Annotated in this window: 13 protein-coding genes; 10 read left to right on the top strand and 3 right to left on the bottom strand. The window is 48.3% G+C overall.

The features are described from left to right. Positions 1-152 precede the first annotated feature (152 nt). The 5 genes from WFJ73_RS10715 to WFJ73_RS10695 all read left to right on the top strand — a co-directional run bounded on the left by WFJ73_RS10715 (position 153) and on the right by WFJ73_RS10695 (position 6,488). Entirely contained in the window at positions 153-998 is an 846-nt protein-coding gene (locus tag WFJ73_RS10715) for an AraC family transcriptional regulator (protein WP_336773019.1), read from the top strand. Positions 999-1,273: 275 nt separating this feature from the next. Further along, complete coding sequence (locus WFJ73_RS10710; protein ID WP_336773018.1) at positions 1,274-2,191, top strand: ABC transporter permease subunit; 918 nt, start codon at positions 1,274-1,276, stop codon at positions 2,189-2,191. Then, entirely contained in the window at positions 2,188-3,099 is a 912-nt protein-coding gene (locus tag WFJ73_RS10705) for a carbohydrate ABC transporter permease (protein WP_336773017.1), read from the top strand. Before WFJ73_RS10710 ends, WFJ73_RS10705 begins: the two co-directional genes overlap by 4 nt. A gap of 42 nt (positions 3,100-3,141) precedes the next feature. Continuing rightward, positions 3,142-4,923, top strand: coding sequence for a hypothetical protein (locus WFJ73_RS10700; protein WP_336773016.1), 1,782 nt, complete (start codon positions 3,142-3,144; stop codon positions 4,921-4,923). A gap of 26 nt (positions 4,924-4,949) precedes the next feature. After that, the gene (locus WFJ73_RS10695; protein ID WP_336773015.1) at positions 4,950-6,488 is read left to right on the top strand and encodes a carboxylesterase/lipase family protein; all 1,539 of its coding nucleotides are present in this window, start codon (positions 4,950-4,952) and stop codon (positions 6,486-6,488) included. Here WFJ73_RS10695 and WFJ73_RS10690 read toward each other — a convergent pair. After that, positions 6,457-7,278 (bottom strand): helix-turn-helix transcriptional regulator, encoded by an 822-nt coding sequence (locus WFJ73_RS10690; RefSeq protein WP_336773014.1) that lies wholly within the window; start codon positions 7,276-7,278, stop codon positions 6,457-6,459. The two genes, WFJ73_RS10695 and WFJ73_RS10690, sit on opposite strands and share 32 nt — an antisense overlap. Before the next feature lie 229 nt (positions 7,279-7,507). Beyond that, a complete protein-coding gene (locus WFJ73_RS10685) occupies positions 7,508-9,214 on the bottom strand; it encodes an RICIN domain-containing protein (protein WP_336773013.1) in 1,707 nt (568 codons plus the stop codon). Positions 9,215-9,463: 249 nt separating this feature from the next. Here WFJ73_RS10685 and WFJ73_RS10680 point away from each other — a divergent pair, with 249 nt between their 5' ends. The 5 genes from WFJ73_RS10680 to WFJ73_RS10660 all read left to right on the top strand — a co-directional run bounded on the left by WFJ73_RS10680 (position 9,464) and on the right by WFJ73_RS10660 (position 16,955). After that, positions 9,464-11,137 carry an extracellular solute-binding protein gene (locus tag WFJ73_RS10680; RefSeq protein WP_336773012.1) on the top strand — a complete coding sequence of 558 codons (1,674 nt, stop codon included), beginning with the start codon at positions 9,464-9,466 and terminating at the stop codon, positions 11,135-11,137. A gap of 4 nt (positions 11,138-11,141) precedes the next feature. Then, complete coding sequence (locus WFJ73_RS10675; protein ID WP_336773011.1) at positions 11,142-12,890, top strand: sensor histidine kinase; 1,749 nt, start codon at positions 11,142-11,144, stop codon at positions 12,888-12,890. Then, positions 12,883-14,526 (top strand): response regulator transcription factor, encoded by a 1,644-nt coding sequence (locus WFJ73_RS10670; RefSeq protein ID WP_336773010.1) that lies wholly within the window; start codon positions 12,883-12,885, stop codon positions 14,524-14,526. Before WFJ73_RS10675 ends, WFJ73_RS10670 begins: the two co-directional genes overlap by 8 nt. A gap of 10 nt (positions 14,527-14,536) precedes the next feature. After that, a complete protein-coding gene (locus tag WFJ73_RS10665) occupies positions 14,537-16,069 on the top strand; it encodes a glycoside hydrolase family 43 protein (protein ID WP_336773009.1) in 1,533 nt (510 codons plus the stop codon). Positions 16,070-16,142: 73 nt separating this feature from the next. Further along, complete coding sequence (locus WFJ73_RS10660; protein ID WP_336773008.1) at positions 16,143-16,955, top strand: AraC family transcriptional regulator; 813 nt, start codon at positions 16,143-16,145, stop codon at positions 16,953-16,955. A 196-nt stretch (positions 16,956-17,151) separates the two neighbouring features. Here the strand turns inward: WFJ73_RS10660 and WFJ73_RS10655 are convergent, their stop codons facing one another. Further along, positions 17,152-18,315 (bottom strand): glycoside hydrolase family 27 protein, encoded by a 1,164-nt coding sequence (locus tag WFJ73_RS10655; RefSeq protein WP_336773007.1) that lies wholly within the window; start codon positions 18,313-18,315, stop codon positions 17,152-17,154. Positions 18,316-18,329: the final 14 nt, after the last annotated feature.

Below are 18,329 nucleotides of genomic sequence, written 5' to 3'. Positions count from 1 at the left end.
TATGATAAAAGCTTATTACTAGCTGGCGGTCCCGGTAAATGGCGTAAGGTTTGATTATGTGTGAAAAAGGAAGTTTTATTTCGAAGAAATCTATCCCCTTTGCCTGAATTGATCTACAATGAGGTGTAAAAAGAGCAGAAAGGATGGTTCTCATGACAAGCTACAGCTTCCGAGTAGACCGGCCGGTAACGTTGGTTATGACGGGTAAATTTGTGGCACCGGCTCCGGAGTGGATGCACATGCACCGCATGCTGCACGAATTTGAACTGTTTATTCAAACCAGAGGTACGTTATATATCGCCAAGGACAACGAGCGTCATATTCTGAACGAGGGGGATTTCCTGCTGATGCCGCCGGGAGCGGTGCAAGCCGGTTACCGTGAGTCTGACTGCAGCTTTTATTGGCTTCATTTTTCGGTACAGGACGGTTATCTGCCCGAAGAAGAGGATCCGGGTTACGAGCCGGGAAGAGTATGGATTCCGGAGAAGGGAGTACTCCGAAACCCGGATAAATTGATTGTCATGCTCAAGCAGCTGCAGGATTCCGTCCGCAGCTACCGCGAGCAGACTTTAAACAATTATTTGACCACTGCCATATTATGCGAGTTGTATAATCAGCTTTATTTCAATCAGAACCGATCCGGCAAAAAGTTAAAGCAGCAGCAGCTTTACAACGACATCGTGGATTATATCAAGTGGAACCGGCAAGAGAATTTGAAGGTCAGCCAATTAGCCGAGCACTTTGGTTATAATGCCAAGCATTTGTCGTTTCTTTTCTCCGAGATGGCGGGCATGCCGCTGAAACAATTTATGCTTCAGCAGAAGATGGATGCGGCTAAATCGCTGTTGGTTGATACCAATCAGAGTATCAAGGAAATTTCGCAGCAGCTTGGTTATCCGGATAGTCATCCGTTCATGCACAGCTTCAAGAGGATAACGGGATTGACCCCGACGGACTATCGCAATGCCTATGCGAACCGGCTTTTATTTTACAGATAAACCGGAGCGATAGAGAGCTTTCGCTTCTTTTTCCTCGGAGTATCGCTCTCGTAAGGCATCTAAGAATAGATCAATAATCAATGAGAATAGGTCATTGTTTTGAAAAAAAAGATATTCTATACTAGCTTCATCGAGAATAATGAAAGCGCTGTCAGTCCGGCAAGCAAGCTGAGAAATAAGGTACAGAGGGGAGTGATGGCGACTCATCCTTGCATTTATTGAACACAGAATATTTAGAATTATAAGTTTATTTAAATAATCAGGTGGTGTAAATAATGCGGGTACATAACGGCAAAGGCAGCGCTTCAATAATCAAATTCCTCTACATTCTGCCATTCATGATTTTACTTGGCATCTTTGCATACTACCCTCTGTACGGATGGGTGTATGCCTTCTTCGACTATATGCCTCCGATTCCATTGTCCCAGTCGCCGTTTGTCGGGTTCAAGTGGTTCCGATCCTTAGTAGAGAATCAGGTTAAGATCGATCAGGTGCTGCAGGTTATCAAGAACACGTTTGGCATGAGCGGCCTGAACCTGCTTTTTTCGTGGTTGCCCATGATTTTCGCCATATTCCTGACCGAAATTAAAGCGGTACGCTTCCGGAGGTTTATTCAAACCGTAACGACCCTGCCAAACTTCATCAGCTGGGTGCTGGTTTATTCATTGGCGTTCTCCATGTTCTCCAGCGAAGGGATTATTAACGGTCTCCTGAAGCTTCTTGGTTTTATCGATTCACCGGTCTTATTCCTTCAGAACTCCGACCATGTATGGCTTACGATGTGGATGTGGTCAACCTGGAAAGCGCTAGGCTGGTCGGCGATTTTGTATATTGCGGCCATTATGGGAATTGACGATTCTCTTTACGAAGCCGCCCATGTCGACGGCGCGACGCGAATGCAGATTATCCGGTATGTGGTGCTGCCTAGCATGCTGCCTACTTATTTTGTCCTGTTGATGCTGCAAATCGCGAGTTTCCTGAATAACGGCCTGGAGCAGTATTTCGTATTTCAGAATGCCTTCAACAAAGATTCCATACAAGTGCTCGACCTCTACGTCTACAACCTGGCCATGGGAGGCGGCAGCTATTCGGTTTCCGTCGCGATAAGCATGCTTAAGAGTCTGATTAGCGTTGTGCTTCTCTTTTCCGTGAACAAATTGTCCAAGCTGCTGAGAGGGGAGAGCATTGTATGAGCCGGGTGAAAATGAAGGTCAGCTTAACCGACCGTATGATTTCTGTGGTGGTCTATACGTTGTTTTCCTTATTTGCCCTTATCTGCGTCTATCCTTTCTATTCGATTATTATCAATACCATCAGCGCAAATGATATAAGCGCAAGGGGAGACGTCGTCTTTTTTCCCAAGCACATTCATTTTCAAAACTATCTGGACGTGTTCAAGATACCGGGTTTGTGGGATGCAACCCTTGTATCGCTGGGGAGAACCGTTATAGGCACAAGTTTGACCGTTGGCGCTTCGGCTTTTCTCGGATTTATGTTTACCCAGGAGGATATGTGGGGGAGAAAGTTCTGGTATCGCTTTACGATCATCACGATGTTTTTCAACGCCGGAATTATTCCATGGTACTTGACCATGAAATCCCTGCATTTGACCAACAATTTTCTTGCCTACGTGCTGCCAACGATCGTAGCCCCGTTTTTTATTATCCTGGTTAAGACCTTTGTGGAATCAACGCCCAAGGAATTGCAGCAAGCGGCAAGCATAGACGGCGCAGGGATTATGACGGTCTTTTTCCGGATTATGCTGCCCATCAGCAAGCCGATCTTGGCTACGGTAGCCATCTTCTCGGCCGTTGATCAGTGGAATTCCTTTCAGGACACGTTGCTGCTGGTGACGGACAGCAAGCTGTACAGCCTGCAGTTCATTCTCTACAACTATATTAATCAGGCAAGCTCCTTATCGACGATGGTCAATCTGCAAAATGCCGGTTCAACGGCCATGGCAAGCCTTGCCACCAAGCAGACGACGACTTCCATCCGCATGACGGTCACCATTATCGTAGTCGCGCCGATTCTGCTGGTCTATCCGATTTTCCAAAGATTCTTCGTTAAGGGAATTATGATTGGCGCAGTAAAGGGTTAGATTGCGTCATTATAATACAATCATTTATCCGGGGGGTTGCAAATGAACAGGAGTAGAATGGCAGTAAAGAAGTGGAGTTTGTTTTCGGTTGCCGGTACCTTGTTGTTGTCGACAGCATTAGCGGGTTGCCAGAGTTCCTCCAATGAACCGGCTGCTTCGACGGGGCCAAGCAATGGGGAAGGCACGTCCCAATCGGGCAAAGGAATTGACCACAGTAAACCGCTCACCATTACCGTCTACGATAATGCGGCCAATTACCAAGGAGAGCAGACAGGCTGGTACGGCAAGCTCATTAAAGACAAATTTAATATCACCCTTAACATTCTGGCGCCGCAAGTCGCGGGCGACCAACTGTACAAGACCCGGACGGCTGCAGGTAATTTGGGTGATCTCCTTATCGTTGATAACAGCCAGCTCGAGGAGTTAATTCCGGCAGGGCTCATCATGGATATTACAGACAAGCTGAAAAACACGCAATACCTGTCCAAATACGTGGATAATCATTTCATGCCTTTTAATAAAGCCTTCGATAAGGTGAATCCGGACGGGAAAATTTACGCAATGCCGACATTCGAGGCCGACACCTCCCCAACGACTTTCTCGGAGGAAATTCCGTATTCCAGTCCAATTATGCCTTGGGATTATTATAAGGGAATCGGGGCTCCCAAGCTGAACAACTTGACCGATCTTCTGAATGCGTTGAAGGAAATGCAAAAGAAATATCCAACTACGCCTGACGGTAAAAAGATTGTTCCGATCACTTTGTGGAAGGACTGGGATGGCGGTAGCATGGAAAATGTCCGTTGGCTAAGCAACTGGTACGGCTACGAGCAGCCTGACGGAACCTCGACCATTCAATTGAATGCCAAAGGCGACATTGTTCCTCTCATTGACGATAACAGCATGTACAAAAAGATTTTGCAATTCTATTTCACGGCTAATCAAATGGGACTCGTGGATCCCGATTCCGCTTCGCAGGATTGGAACAAAGTCGCGGAAAAGCTGACGAATAAGCAAGTTCTTCTCTTATGGTACTCCTGGCAAAGAGGCTTCTACAACTCGATTGAAAGAGGCAAAAACGGCGACGGCAATGTAGCTGTTCCGATTGCCGATACCCGCATTATCCAGAATAGCGATGCTTATTACGGTAACGGCAGGGTGTTTGCGCTAGGCTCCAAAGCCAAGGAACCGGAAAGAATCATGGAGTTTCTGGATTGGATGGTCTCTCCCGAAGGATTGCGTTATTACACGAACGGTTTCGAAGGCTTTAACTATGAAAAGACCGCTGACGGCAAGTTCAAGCTGACGGAGGTAGGGCAAACCGCCTTCCAGAAAAACACGCCGGTTCCGGATCAATACGGAGGCGGAGGATACCAGGATGGACAAAGCAAGATAAACAGCATGATCATGAGCGATTTTGTCAAGGATCCGGAAACGGGAGAATTTTATAACAGCACTTATTGGAGCTCCACTTTAGAGGCTAACAAGACGGCTTTGACCACAGACTGGCAGAATACTTACGGCGCAGCGAATGCAACCGAATATTACACGAAGAACAATATGATTGACATCGTTCCGAATATCAACACAAGTCTGGGCAGCGATTCGTCGGATATCAAAAACAAACGCAGCCAGATTTCGGATTACGTGAAGAATACCTCCTGGAAGATGGTATTTGCCAAGAACCAGGGCGAATTCGATCAATTATGGACCAAAATGCAGAGCGATGTCGTAGGACTCGGCTGGAATGACGTTGTTGCGGTTGACACGGAAAAAGCCGGAAAGATCGTGAAAATGCGTGCCGATGCAACGGCAAGCAAATAATGAAATTCTGGAAGGGGAAATGAAGCATGCTTAGAGTTGTAAACGTCGAAACGGGAATCGTACAGGGTCTGCCGGCCGCAGACCCCCGGATCACCAGCTTTAAAGGAATTCCCTTTGCCGCCCCTCCAATAGGAGAAAACCGCTGGCGCGCCCCGCAGCCGGCTAATCCTTGGGATGGCATATTGAAAGCTTACGAATATTCGCCGATACCGCTGCAGGTCAGACAGGAACTGGATGACAATAATATTTATACGCGGGAATGGGCCGTGGAGCCGGATATTGCGATGAGCGAGGATTGTCTTTACCTGAATGTATGGACCCCGGCCAAACGCGCGGATGAAAAGCTGCCCGTATTCGTATGGTACTTCGGCGGCGGCCTTCAGGTCGGTCATCCGTCCGAAATGGAATTTGACGGCGAACGCATTGCAAGAAGAGGCGTTGTCGTTGTTACCGTCAATTATCGTCTGAATGCGTTCGGGTTTTTATGCCATCCCGAGATTACAGCGGAAGCGCCGGATGCGCCCGCAAACTTCGGCCACCTTGACCAGCAGGCCGCTACAAGATGGGTGAAACGCAATATCGCGGCTTTCGGCGGCGATCCGGACAACATGACGATTGGCGGACAGTCTGCCGGCGGCGGCAGCGTCATGAACCAGCTTACTTCACCGCAGAATAACGAGCTTTTTCAGAAAGCGATTGTTCAGAGCGGATTGTTTGCCCCTTTATACCCGAACGCCGGAATGCCAAGGTTTCTCCGTACGCTGGAGGAAGCCCAGCAGGAAGGCATCCAGTTCTTTGACTATCTGGGGGTAACCTCGCTTGAGGAAGCCCGGAGTCTGGATGCCGTCTATTTACGGGATAAAATCGTGGAATATCGGGCATTCTGGGGGACGGTCGTAGATCATAAATTCAACGTGGGGAACTCGTTCGAGTTATTCCTTCAAAACCAACGGCTGCAGGTACCCGTCATGTTTGGGCATACGTCTTCGGAGTTTTTCAGCATTCCGCAATCGGATTCGCTGAAGGAGTTTCAACAGATGGCCAAGGATAAGTTCGGCGACGACGCCGAGTCATTCCTGAAGCTATGCGACTATGAATCGGGAAACCTGGAAGAAATCATTAAGAAGGCCTCGGTAAACGGCATTGAATATGCGATTCGGATTGCTGGCCAGGCAAATGCGGATACGGGGGGCAAGACGCCGCTTTATTATTACAATTTCGATGCGGAAATTCCAGGATGGGATAATCCCGGAACCTTCCATTCGGTCGATTTATGGTTCTTCTTCGAGACGCTTGCCAAATGCTGGAGGCCGTTTGTCGGCAAACATTACGATCTCGCCCGGCAAATGTGCAACTATTGGGCGAACTTTATCCATACCGGCGATCCAAACGGGGTAGATGCAACGGGAGAAGAAATGACATACTGGAAGCCCTTTACGCCTGATGCCCCGTTTGGGATGAAATTCGCGGATACGGCGGAGTTCGACGAGGAACAGCCTAATGAGGTCATGAAGTTTCTCGTAACGGAATATTTCAAAGCCAATCGGTTGATTCAGGCAAATTAAGGGTACTGCCTTGACCCTGTTCGGAGGGGCTGGCATGCATCTGAAATTTTCGAGGTGAGAATCCCGTCACTTGTTTGAATTGCCGGCAGAAGTGTTCTACGTTCTGGTATCCGCAGCGGCGCGCAACTTCGTTAATCGTTTGGGAGCCTTGGAACAAATATTCCTTTGCAAGGCGAATGCGGCAGCTTATGACATCCTCGATGCAGGATATGCCGAAGGTCTTTTTGTAAAGGGTTTGAAGATAACCCGGGCTGATCCGGAGGCGTTCCGCCATTTTCGGAACCGTCCAATGATCTCCCGGGTTATTTTGAATCGCTGCGCGCAGCCTTAATATATCATAGTATTGCGTTGTAAAGCCGTCATGGCAATAAGACTCCAGAAGCTTGTTGAACAAGGTGCGGAGCAGACAATCTATGGAGGATTTCTTGCAATCCCTATCGAAATTGTGTTCGATGACAAGAAGTTCGAACAGCTTGTGGCAGTAATCCGGATCATCCAGGGAGAATGGAATGCCAAACGGCAGCGATGTGTTTGAAACGTAGGGCTCGTCCGATTCAAAGCGAATCCAGTCATTTACGTATTTATCGGTACAAGCTTTATAATAGATTTTCTGATGTGCCCGGTATAGGACTGCGCTATGAGAGGGGTATTGTTGAAGCTCCCCGTTTACCCAGAATTGTGCCGGAGTCTTGGTAATGACGAGCAGCCAGCAGTGATGACCTTGCGGAATATCAAAAATGAAATCGCGGTCATGCTCGGCATCGCTTCCCACATAGTGGATATGATTCATCCGTCAGCCTCTCCTTTCAAAACGGCATATTCCTATTGCAAGAAAGATTCATAATGAAATAGGATAACCTTAAACTTCCAAGAATGAAATATACATTCTTAAGGAGTTGTTATTATAATGAAAGTTTTGCCGGTGTGGAATAATGATTTGCACCATTTCTCGCAGCTGCTGTTTCGATGAGCAACAAATCTAAGAACCGAGGCAGGGCTCTCTGCCTCGGTTCTATTCATTAATTAATTTTTACAAGCTGCCACTGCTGATTCAGGTTGCCCCGGTATAGATTTTGTTGAATGACGGCAGAGTTGGCGGTGGAGGAATTGGCAACTTCCACTGCCTTATTGCTATTGACGTTAATGATGCTCCAATACCCGTTGCTTAGTTTGATCAGCCGGAACTGCTGCGCCGTATTGTTGAGATCGGACATGAGCTGGATGGCCTCTCCGTTGTTTTTTGTGCCGTTGCGTACATCCATGACTTTGCCGTCGGAGGAGCTGACGCTTTTCAGTTTGTAGTAATTGTTATAGACGCCTTGATCGGTAATAACCCATTGCTGTGCCGTTGCGCCATTATCCGTATATTGCTGGAGCTGAAGCGCGTTTGTGTTTTGGCCGCCGGGCACCTCAAGCGCTTTGCCGGAAGCCCGGTTAATGATTTTGTAAGTCGATCCGGACTGCAGCCCGTTCCAAATCCCGTTCCATGGATGCCATTGCGCCCGCTCGTAATACCATTCGAATAGGAATCGGGCCATGCCGTCCCGTGCGGCATTGCCGTCGTATTTCAGGCCTGCGGTTGGATCCGCGAACGAGCTTCTTGCTCCGGGCTCCAGCAGGAAGCCATTCATATGAACGGCGATGCTGACATTGCCGGCAGCGGTGAATATCGCTTTCGTATTTTTGCCGAAGCCTTCACTGGAGCCGTTGAACAGCTCCCAATAAGAGGAGTCTCCGGGCTGTGTTTTAAACCAGGTGGTCTCGGTAATATTGATCGGATAGCTATTGGCGCAAGGCTTGATGGTGTCGTCCCATATTTGCTGCAATGCGGCATAGTCGTCATGTGCGCCATAACCCGGATACCAGTGAACCGCGTAGCCGTAATTGTTCAGAGGATCCGTCAGCGGATAGGAGGCGCAAAGCTGATAATACTGATCCCAGCCAAGCCCCGCAGCCCAAATGACGTTATCTGCTCCGTTGCCGCGAATGGTGGAAATGATGGAATTTTGGAAGTTTTTAAGCGAATTCCAGTACGCAACAAAGTCGCTTTGAGCGGGATTGCCTCCCCAAGTACCGTTGGCATAGGCCTGAACAGGCTCATTAATGAGCTCGAACATGACGTTATCCGCGCTCTTGATCGCGGGCTGGGAGGATAAATAGCCCCAGATTTGGTTGAACTTGTCCAGATTGGCTTGCGTTGTCGCCTGGTTGTTCAGAATCGTGAAATCAAGCCCAAGCGTAACGTAAACTCCTTTGGTCTTGGCATAGTTGATGTACGGAATGATGACGTCTTGGGTAACGGATTGCAGACCTGCGAAATTGTAGGTGCCGGCGGCAACATCCCCCATATCCTCGCGGTCGATAAACAGACGGACCTGATTCATATACCATCCGTGACTACTGCCGTATTTGCTTGACGTATCGGTAAACGTATCGGTAATATCCTTTAAATAAGCCAGCACCGCGGCATGCCTGTTTCCGCCGTATTGATTCAGATAGTAGCTGCTGTCCTGGTATGTCCAGTAGGCCCCGGAGGGCTGATGCCAGCCGCTTAGAACGACCGGCTGCCCGCTGCTGTTCACCAACTGATTGCCGCTGACATGAAGCTTGGACGTCGTCATTCCGGACCATGCGCTGGCGGGAGGATTGTTCAACAATAACGGCGTTAACATGAGGGCCATCAGAGTGAACAATTTTAAAAGCCAGCTTGATTTTCTGTTACTCACTAATAAACCAACTCCTTTATTTTTAGTTGGGAAGCGCTTCCATCAACGAGTGTACTACTAGGGAAAAGGTATTGAACACCTGTCTTATTATGGGGGTTAACCCGATGGATAATATGATTAAAGAAAAAGTAAACAACGGGTAACGACATAAAAAGATGCTTATTGTATTATCAGGTTCCAACCAAGATAATGAATATCATACGACTCGTCGCAGCTGCGCCCGAGTGAAAAGGGGTAATCCTGTTGCGGATGCCAAAACCGAGATTGAATAAGGTAAAGCCAATGATGACGGCACTAATTCTTATGTCAGCTTTATCTGCATGCGAGAAAGATAGCCAGGCAATCCTGCCCGAAGAAAGCCGCGCGCCGGCTCCCGTCACGTATAAAGATCCTTCATTAAGTCGTTTTGATCCCCCTATTGAACTTTCCTTTGTGCGCGAAGTGGGTGAAGGATTAGAAGACTTAATTGCCAGCTTGCCTGGAGAAACGCTGGAGGATAACCGTTGGACAAGGCTTGACGAGGAAGTTTTGGGAATCAAAATTAAGTATGACTGGACGGCCAAAGGGGATTTGTACCGTCAGAAGTTTGGGGCATCCATTGCTTCCGGCAACATTCCGGACGTTATTCAGGTAAATGCCCAGCAGCTTAGAGAGCTCAGCAATGCGGGGTTAATCGAAGATTTGACGGAAGTGTATGATAAGTTTGCTTCTCCATTAACGCAACAAGTGCTTAGCGAGGAAGGCGACGGCCCTTTTCAGACGGCTACGATAGACGGCAAGCTGATGGGCATCCCGCAGACCGGCTCGTCGATTGAAGATGCCGATTTATTATGGATCCGAACGGACTGGCTTAAGGAGCTCGGATTGGCACCGCCAAAAAGCATGGACGATTTACTGGCAATTTCGAAAGCGTTTACAGAGGAGGATCCCGACCGAAACGGCCAAAAGGATACCTATGGCCTTGCGGCGACGAAATATTTAGGGGATCCGGTGATGGGGCTTGTAGATCTTATGGCCGGTTACGATGCTTTTCCGAATATATGGATTAAGGATAAGCAAGGAAAGCTTGTGTACGGAGGTATCCAGCCGGAAGTCAAAACGGCATTGAAGGTGATTCAGGGGATTTATAGTAAAGGACAGCTTGACCCCGAATTTGCTTTGAAGGATGGGGAGAAGGCTGGCAAATGGATTGCCGCGGGAAAAATCGGCATGATCTACGGGGAACAATGGGCCTCGTTTCTGGTTCAATCAAGCCGCGATAATGATTCCGATGCGGATTGGCAGGCCTTTCCCATTGTATCTGCTACGGGGCAACCGCCCAAGGTACCGCTTAAATTCAACACGAACACTTTCTTCGCCGTCAGAAAGGGCTATGAGCATCCAGAGGCTATCGTTAAGCTGTTTAACCTGCATCTGGAGAAGAATTGGGGACAAACCGCGGAATACCAGAAATTTTACAATAACACTTACGCGGTATGGCAGTTATCTCCGGTTACCCCTTCTCCGACAAGAAAAAACCTGGAGGCTTACAGGCAGATCGAAGAGTCTCGAAAGTCGGGTAATTACGCGAAGCTGAAGGACGAAGCGGTCTACATCAAAAAGAGAATGGATGATTATTTGTCCGGAGGTGCTGGCGAATCCGGGTGGGGCTGGTATAAAACCTATGGCCCGAATGGCGCTTTTTCGATCATTAACGAATATGAGAAAAACAATCAGCTGCTGTACGAGAGCTTTGTTGGCGCTCCTACGGATACCATGATCGACAAGCAGCAAATTCTTAACGATCTGCAAAATGAAACCTACATGAATATTATTTTGGGCAGACCAATCGATGACTTCGACCAATTCGTAAAGGACTGGTACAAGCTGGGCGGCGACAAAATAACAGCTGAGGTTAATCAGTGGTATGAACAACGGAGGTAATCACTTGTTAAGACTGCCCGCTAATTCATGGCGCAATGCTTTATTTGTTCGGCTTATTATCACGAATTTGGTTGTTATCCTGCCTATAATTCTACTAGGCGTGTATCTGTACAACTGGAGTTACGCAAATGCAAGCAATGAGATATCGAAAAATACGACGGCTCAGCTCTCTTACTATCTGGAAGATTTAAATCACGAAATAGAATGGCTGGAGATTCAACAATACGATATTTTGCAGGATAACGATCTCAATAAACTGGCGGTAACCTGGAGCTTGATGGATAACGCGGATAAGAAGGCCAGCATCGATTACTTGCTTCACCGTTTTACTTCTATTAAAAACAGCAGCGTCTATATCAAGGATATCTCCGTGCATATACGTACCATTCAGAAAAGCATTTCTTCAAGCAACGGAGTGGATGAATTCGATCGGCATAGCTTCGATTTTCTCCACGATGAAGTGGATAAGAAGGAAGGACGCTTGATCCGGTACAATGACGCTCTTAATCTAAGCGCAGCCAAATATGGGGGCAAGGAAGGCGAGCCTATTTATATCGTTCAGATTGAACTGGATATGGAAAAGCTAAGAGAGTCCTTGCAGCAAATCAGCGTCTATCCCGAAAGCGGTTCTTTTCTTATTTCAAAACGCACAGGCTATACGCTCGCCAGCAACCCAAGCACCTCCGACGCTTTGCAGAGCTATGTGTTTGCGGCTATCCGAACAAAGGAAAACACTGTAGTTACGCGTATTGACGACAAAAACTATCATTTGGACAAAGCGTATTCCGAGCCGCTTGGATTATCGGTTGTCGCTTATCTGCCGGAGTCGGTTGTGAAGAAGCCGCTGAACGGCTTCAACAACTGGGCATGGGTATTTGCGCTGACCTCATTCTGCGCCATTGTCATCTATGCTTTTTCTACCTATAAATTTGTTCACAAGCCGTTGCTGCTGCTGGTGCAAAGCTTCAGAAAGATGGAAGGAGGTGCACTAGACATTCACATTGACCATGAGAAGAAGGATGAATTCGGCTATTTGTATAACCGGTTCAACCAGATGATTAGCAAGCTGCAGACACTGATTGATCAGGATTTCAAACAAACGATGATGATGCAAAAGGCAGAGCTCAAGCAGCTTCAATCCCAGATTAAACCGCATTTTTTGTACAACAGCTTTTTTATTCTGAACTCATTGGCAAAAACCGGCGATTTGGAGCGGGTAGAGCTTTTTACGAATATGCTTGGCGAATATTATCGTTTTATTACCCGCAACGGGGAGGATAACGTCCTTCTGGCCGAAGAAACGCGGCATTCCAGAATGTATACCGAAATTCAGAAGCTCCGATTCTCCAGGAGAATCAAGGTTGAATTTGATGAGCTGCCCAAGGACATGGAACGAATACGCGTGCCAAGGCTGATTATTCAGCCCATTATCGAGAATGCCTATGAACATAGTCTCGAGAAAATGACAAATGAAGGTTTGCTCCGCGTTTCCTTCTGCATGGATCAAGAGGAGGCTAGAGTCATTGTTGAGAATAACGGCGATTATCCGCTCGACAATGAAAAGCTGGAGCAACTGCAAGCGAGATTGGACAGCAAAGGCGAATCCGGTGAAATGACAGGCATGATTAATATTCATCGGCGAATTATGCTGACTTACGGGGAAGGCAGCGGTCTTTATTTATCCAGAAGCGAGCTCAATGGCATGAGGGTGGAAATAAGAATCAAGCTTGAGGGGGCCGGAGGACTTGTATAGATTACTGATTGTGGATGATGAAGACATTATTACCGACTCGCTGTACGAGGTGTTTCATCGGCTGATGCCCGAGAAGCTCGATGTATGCAAAGCCTATTCTGCCAAGGAAGCCTTGCAGTGGATGGCACGGACAAGGATCGATATCGTGCTGACCGATATCAGTATGCCCGGTATGAGCGGCTTAGAGCTGTCCGAGGAAATTCAGGCCTTCTGGCCAAGAAGCAAGGTCATTTTCCTGACAGGCTTCAGCGAGTTCGACTATGCTTACAAGGCTATTCAAATGCCTAAGGTTCGATATTTGCTGAAGACGGAGGGCTATGACAAGGTGACGGCAACCGTAACGGAAGTCATAGAGGAGATCGAATACGAGAATCAGATGAGCAAAATGCTGGAGCAATCCCGCGAGCAGCTTTACGCGATTGAGCAGGCGGCACAAGGAGATTACATTCGTCATCTGCTTCAAGAAAGCAGCGGACATAGCCTTTGCGAGGAGAGACTCAGGGATGAATTCGCCAAAATGAACATCGGGCTCGATCCCGCCGCTCCAATCCTTCTCGTGCGGGGTCATTTAACGTATCCGGAGCATGCTTCCTACATCGAGAGAAGCGGGATTCTTACTAAGGCAAGGATCGTATGCAATTCCTATTTGTCCGAGAAGACGAAGCAAATCGGTATTATCGATAAACAAGGAGATCTCTTATGGCTGCTGCAGTCCAATGAACGGGAGGAGCTAAAATTTAATAATCATTTGGTTCGTTATCTGGAAGGTACATTGGAACTGATTCAGGAGACCTGCCTGGAATCGCTTGGCCTGTCGTTGGCCTTTACGCTCAGCGGAGATGTTTGCAATTGGAATGAGATGAGCCGGCAATACGAAAGGCTCCGCCAGTTGCAACTCATGAAAATAGGTGGTACAGGTATAGCCATTATTGTAACGGATCGCGGGGAACCGCTCGAAGATCCGCGTGAGCAGCAATCGAAGGAAGAAGGACAGGTTTCTTCGAAAGCAGAAATGCTTGCCGGGTTTCTTGAGGCCGGCAAAGCGGAGAAATTCATAGAAGCGCTTGCTGATTTAAGCATGGTGATGCTGCACGAAAACAGTACGGCCACGCGGAAAATGGAAATCTATTATTCGATCGCTCTTACTCTGTTTACGTATATTAACCGGAATGGGCTTTGCCGGGAGATTAGCGATTATTGCAAGCTGATGCGCCTGGAGGAACATTCCTCCATGCAAGAGGCTGTTGAATATTTAAAGCAGATAACCGAACAGCTGTTTCGGGCGAAAAGCCCGGAGAGCAAAGAAAACGCAGCGAGCGTAATTGAAAAAATCTGCGAATATATCAACGACCATTTAAGCGAGGATTTGTCGCTTGTCCGCTTGGCGGAGCTAAACTATTTCAATCCTTCGTATTTATCCCGGTTTTTCAAACAGGAATGCGGCGTCAATGTATCCGAATACATCGACACCTGCAGGATAAGAAAAGCCAAGGAACTGCTTAAGGAGGACGAATATAAAGTGCGGGAAGTCGCGGTTAAAGTCGGATACGAAGCAGCTCATTCCTTTACAAGGTTTTTTAAGAAGGCTACCGGCATGACGCCGCAGGAATATCGGGATGCCCTAGCTCCGGCTTAGGGGGTAGTTTATGAAACGGCTAATTTTAAGGGCGGCTTTGCTGCTTGGTTTTCTTACGGCGGTTCTTGTTTTATTAATAACGTCTCATTATTCGAATCGGGAGGAATTATCCATGGAAGAATTACAGGTTAAGCTTGCGAGTGCGGTTGGCAAAATCCCTTCTCAAGGCAATCCGCTTGTGTCTCATAAGTTTGGGGCGGATCCTTACGCGTTAGTATTTGACGGACGGGTCTATATTTACATGACGAATGACGTCCTGGAATACGGCGAGGACGGAAGCGTTAAGGATAATACGTACGGCAATATTAACAAGATTGGTGTTATCTCCTCAGCGGATCTGGTGAACTGGACCGATCACGGGGTAATTACGGTTGCGGGTCCTGAAGGGGCAGCGAAATGGGCAACTCAATCCTGGGCTCCGGCAATTGCTCATAAAGTCATCAATGGTCAAGATAAATTTTTCCTCTACTTCGCCAATAATGCCAGTGGAATCGGCGTTCTGGAGGGGGACAGTCCCATCGGTCCTTGGCGCGATCCTATCGGAAAAGCACTTATTCTAAGATCGACGCCCGGTGTTGAGAAGGTGACTTGGTTATTTGATCCGGCAGTATTGGTCGACGATGACGGCAAGGCCTATATTTATTTCGGAGGCGGAGTGCCGGAAGGAAAGGATGAATGGCCTGATACCGCCCGGGTGATGGAGCTGGGCGAGGATATGGTCAGCGTTGTAGGCGAAGCACAAAATATTCCCGCGCCTTTTATGTTCGAGGATGCCGGAATTAACAAGCATAACGGCATTTATTATTTCACGTATTGTTCCAATTTTTATAATGGCGAGCGTCCGGAAGGCAGTCCCCCGGCGGGAGAGATTGCTTATATGATAAGCGATAGCCCAATGGGGCCTTGGACATACCGCGGGACGATTCTGAAGAATCCCGGGCATTTCTTTGGAGTTGGCGGCAATAACCATCATGTCATCTTCGAATTCAAGGATGCCTGGTATATTGCTTACCATGCCCAGACTTTATCGAAGGCAATGGGGGTTCCTAAGGGGTATCGTTCCACGCATCTGAATGAAGTTAAATTTCAGGATGCCGATCAGTCCATTCAAGAGATTACGGCGAATTACGAAGGAGTTCCCCAAATTCAAGTCTTCAATCCTTATGAGCGCGTAGAAGCGTCAACGATGGGATGGAACGCGGGAATCGCAACGGAGGCTTCTTCTGACGGCGGCATGGCTGTCACCGATATGGACAGCGGAGATTGGATCGCCTTGTCAGAGGTTGATTTCGGCAGCGAAGGCGCCCGTAGATTTGCCGCAACCGTATCTGAAGCAGGATCTGCCGCCGTCATGGAGCTGCGGCTGGATGCCGCGGACGGCAAGCTGATTGGAACCTTGCAGGTTCAGCCTACCGGAGCGGAAGGCGTAGAATATCTAACGAACGTAACCGGCGCCGACGGTACGCATGACCTGTATCTAGTGTTTAAAGGCAAACCGGACAGCAAGCTGTTCAAGCTGCATAGCTGGCAGTTCGGCCAGTAAGCAAGAGATTGTGAAGAAAGATCGCGGCTGGAATGGCCGCGGTCTTTTTTAGCCGGAAAGGATAGGATGCTGCATGAGGACCGTTCGATTCTCCGATACGCTTACCAACAGTCGGTTAATCTGTACCTACAGCGGTTATAAGCCTGCCAACAAGCATAAGTGGGGGCCGGGAGTACGCGATGTTTACGCGCTGCACTTCATTATAAGCGGGAAGGGTACGCTGGAGACGCGCAATCAGCGATTCGCCTTAACGGCAGCCGATAGTTTTATGATTTTTCCGCAAACGGAAATTTACTATTATCCGGATCCTGAGGATCCCTGGGAGTATATATGGATTGAATTTAAAGGAGAAGAGGCGGAGCGGCTGGTGGACATGACCGAACTTGAGAGGGATTATCCCGTGGCGAAGTCGTGTCCGTATAATTTGAAGCCGTATTTTCCCGTCGCCCCAAGGGCGGATGCGAGGCTTTATGAGAGAATTAGAGCGGAGGCGCAATTGCGTTTGCTGTTGTCCTATTATTTGGAGGTTTACCCAAGAGAATCTCAGCCGGTCGATTACGTGAGGATGGCTAAGGAGTATATCGTCATTAATTATTGGCGGGCAAACCTGTCGGTGTCCGATATCGTAAACGCAGTCAGCTTGGAGAGAAGCTACCTGTTCCGTTTGTTTAAGGAAGAAGCAGGCATGTCCGTATCCCGCTATGTGACTGCATACCGGATTGAACGGGCGTGCGGGCTGCTGGAGTCCTCCGTGTTGTCCGTCAAATCGGTTGCTTACTCGGTCGGCTACAAAGACCAGCTGTATTTCTCCAAAGTATTCAAAAAAGCAACGTCATACACGCCTTCCGAGTATATGACGCTGCATGGCCGTAACGAAACCCATTAGCGGAAGAGGACGCAATGGCCGGATTCCCTGAAATAGCGTATCAGCTTCTCCAGGGGCTCGCGTCCGCAATTAAGCTTAACTCCTAGGCAATCGATGCATAAAAATTGCTGCGCCGTTCTGGAGACAAGCTTCATGTAAATCGCCCGATCATCGCCTTGGAGGGGCGCCAGGCACGTCTTGCAAGCTTTTCCGTTCATTATTCAACCAGCTTGGCCCGGACAATCAGGCAGTCATGCGCCGGTACAACGGGAGCGAATCGCTCCTTGAACACGCCAAGCTCCTTCTGTTCCCAGCAATCGTGCAAGGATAAGGAGTACCCGGAAGCATAAGGAAGTCCGATATCCCAGAATTGCAGCGACAGCTCTCGCTGATCATCGCTCAGATTAAAGAAGCCGATCGCAACGTCGCCGTCGGAGAGTACCTTTACCAGCATAAAGACATCTTCGGTATGGAACCATTGCGGCTCCGGCTTGATTCGGTAAGCTCCTCGGCTCTCGATGTCCTGATTAATGGCAATAAGCTCCGGGTTAAGCAACATGTCTTTGGCCGTCTGACTAACCGTGCGGATATCGCAGCCCATCATAAGTGGTGAGCCCATCATGCACCATAAAGAGAAATGGGTCTTGTATTCGTTATCGGTACAACCTCCTATTTTGCTGCCGATAAACGAATTATTGCTGCCGCCGTACATGCCGACAACCAGCATGTCCATATCGTTATGGCAGAAGGAGCCGGTATAGCATTCTTTGTCCAGCTGCGAGAGTGTCAGGTTCTTAATGGATTCCCAGTGATCCTGAATATCGCCCGTTGAACGGTACATATGGGCACCCGATTCGCGTATCCACTGGTAGACATTGTCTTCGCCCCAATTACAGGCAGAAAAGAGGATCTCCCGCCCGCTGTTTTTAAGAGCAAGGCTCATTCGTTTGTACAGCAATTCTCCGGAGATATGGCGGGGTTTGAAGCAGTAATCGTACTTCAGATAGTCGACGCCCCACTCGGCAAATAACCTGGCGTCTTGAAATTCATGCTCGAAGCTTCCAGGATAACCCGCGCAGGTATGGGTGCCGACGCAGGAATACATGCCAAATTTCAAGCCTTTGGAGTGGATATAATCGGCAAGCGCTTTCATTCCGCTTGGAAATTTGGCGGGATCGGCAACCAGATTCCCCTGCTGGTCCCGCTGCTTCAAGCTCCAGCAATCGTCAATGACGATATATTCGTATCCTGCGGCTTTGTACCCGTCCGATTCGAATCGGTCGGCAACATCCCGAATCAATTGCTCATTAATGTCCCAGGTAAACGTGTTCCACGAGTTCCATCCCATGGCGGGGGTAAGGCCCAGAAGAGGTTTGTCCATTTATTGCTTACATC

It is taken from the genome of Paenibacillus sp. MMO-58 (assembly GCF_037146255.1).
In the GTDB taxonomy this organism is placed as follows: domain Bacteria; phylum Bacillota; class Bacilli; order Paenibacillales; family Paenibacillaceae; genus Pristimantibacillus.
Note: the sequence above shows the minus strand (reverse complement) of the source record. Positions and strands in the feature narration are given on the sequence as shown.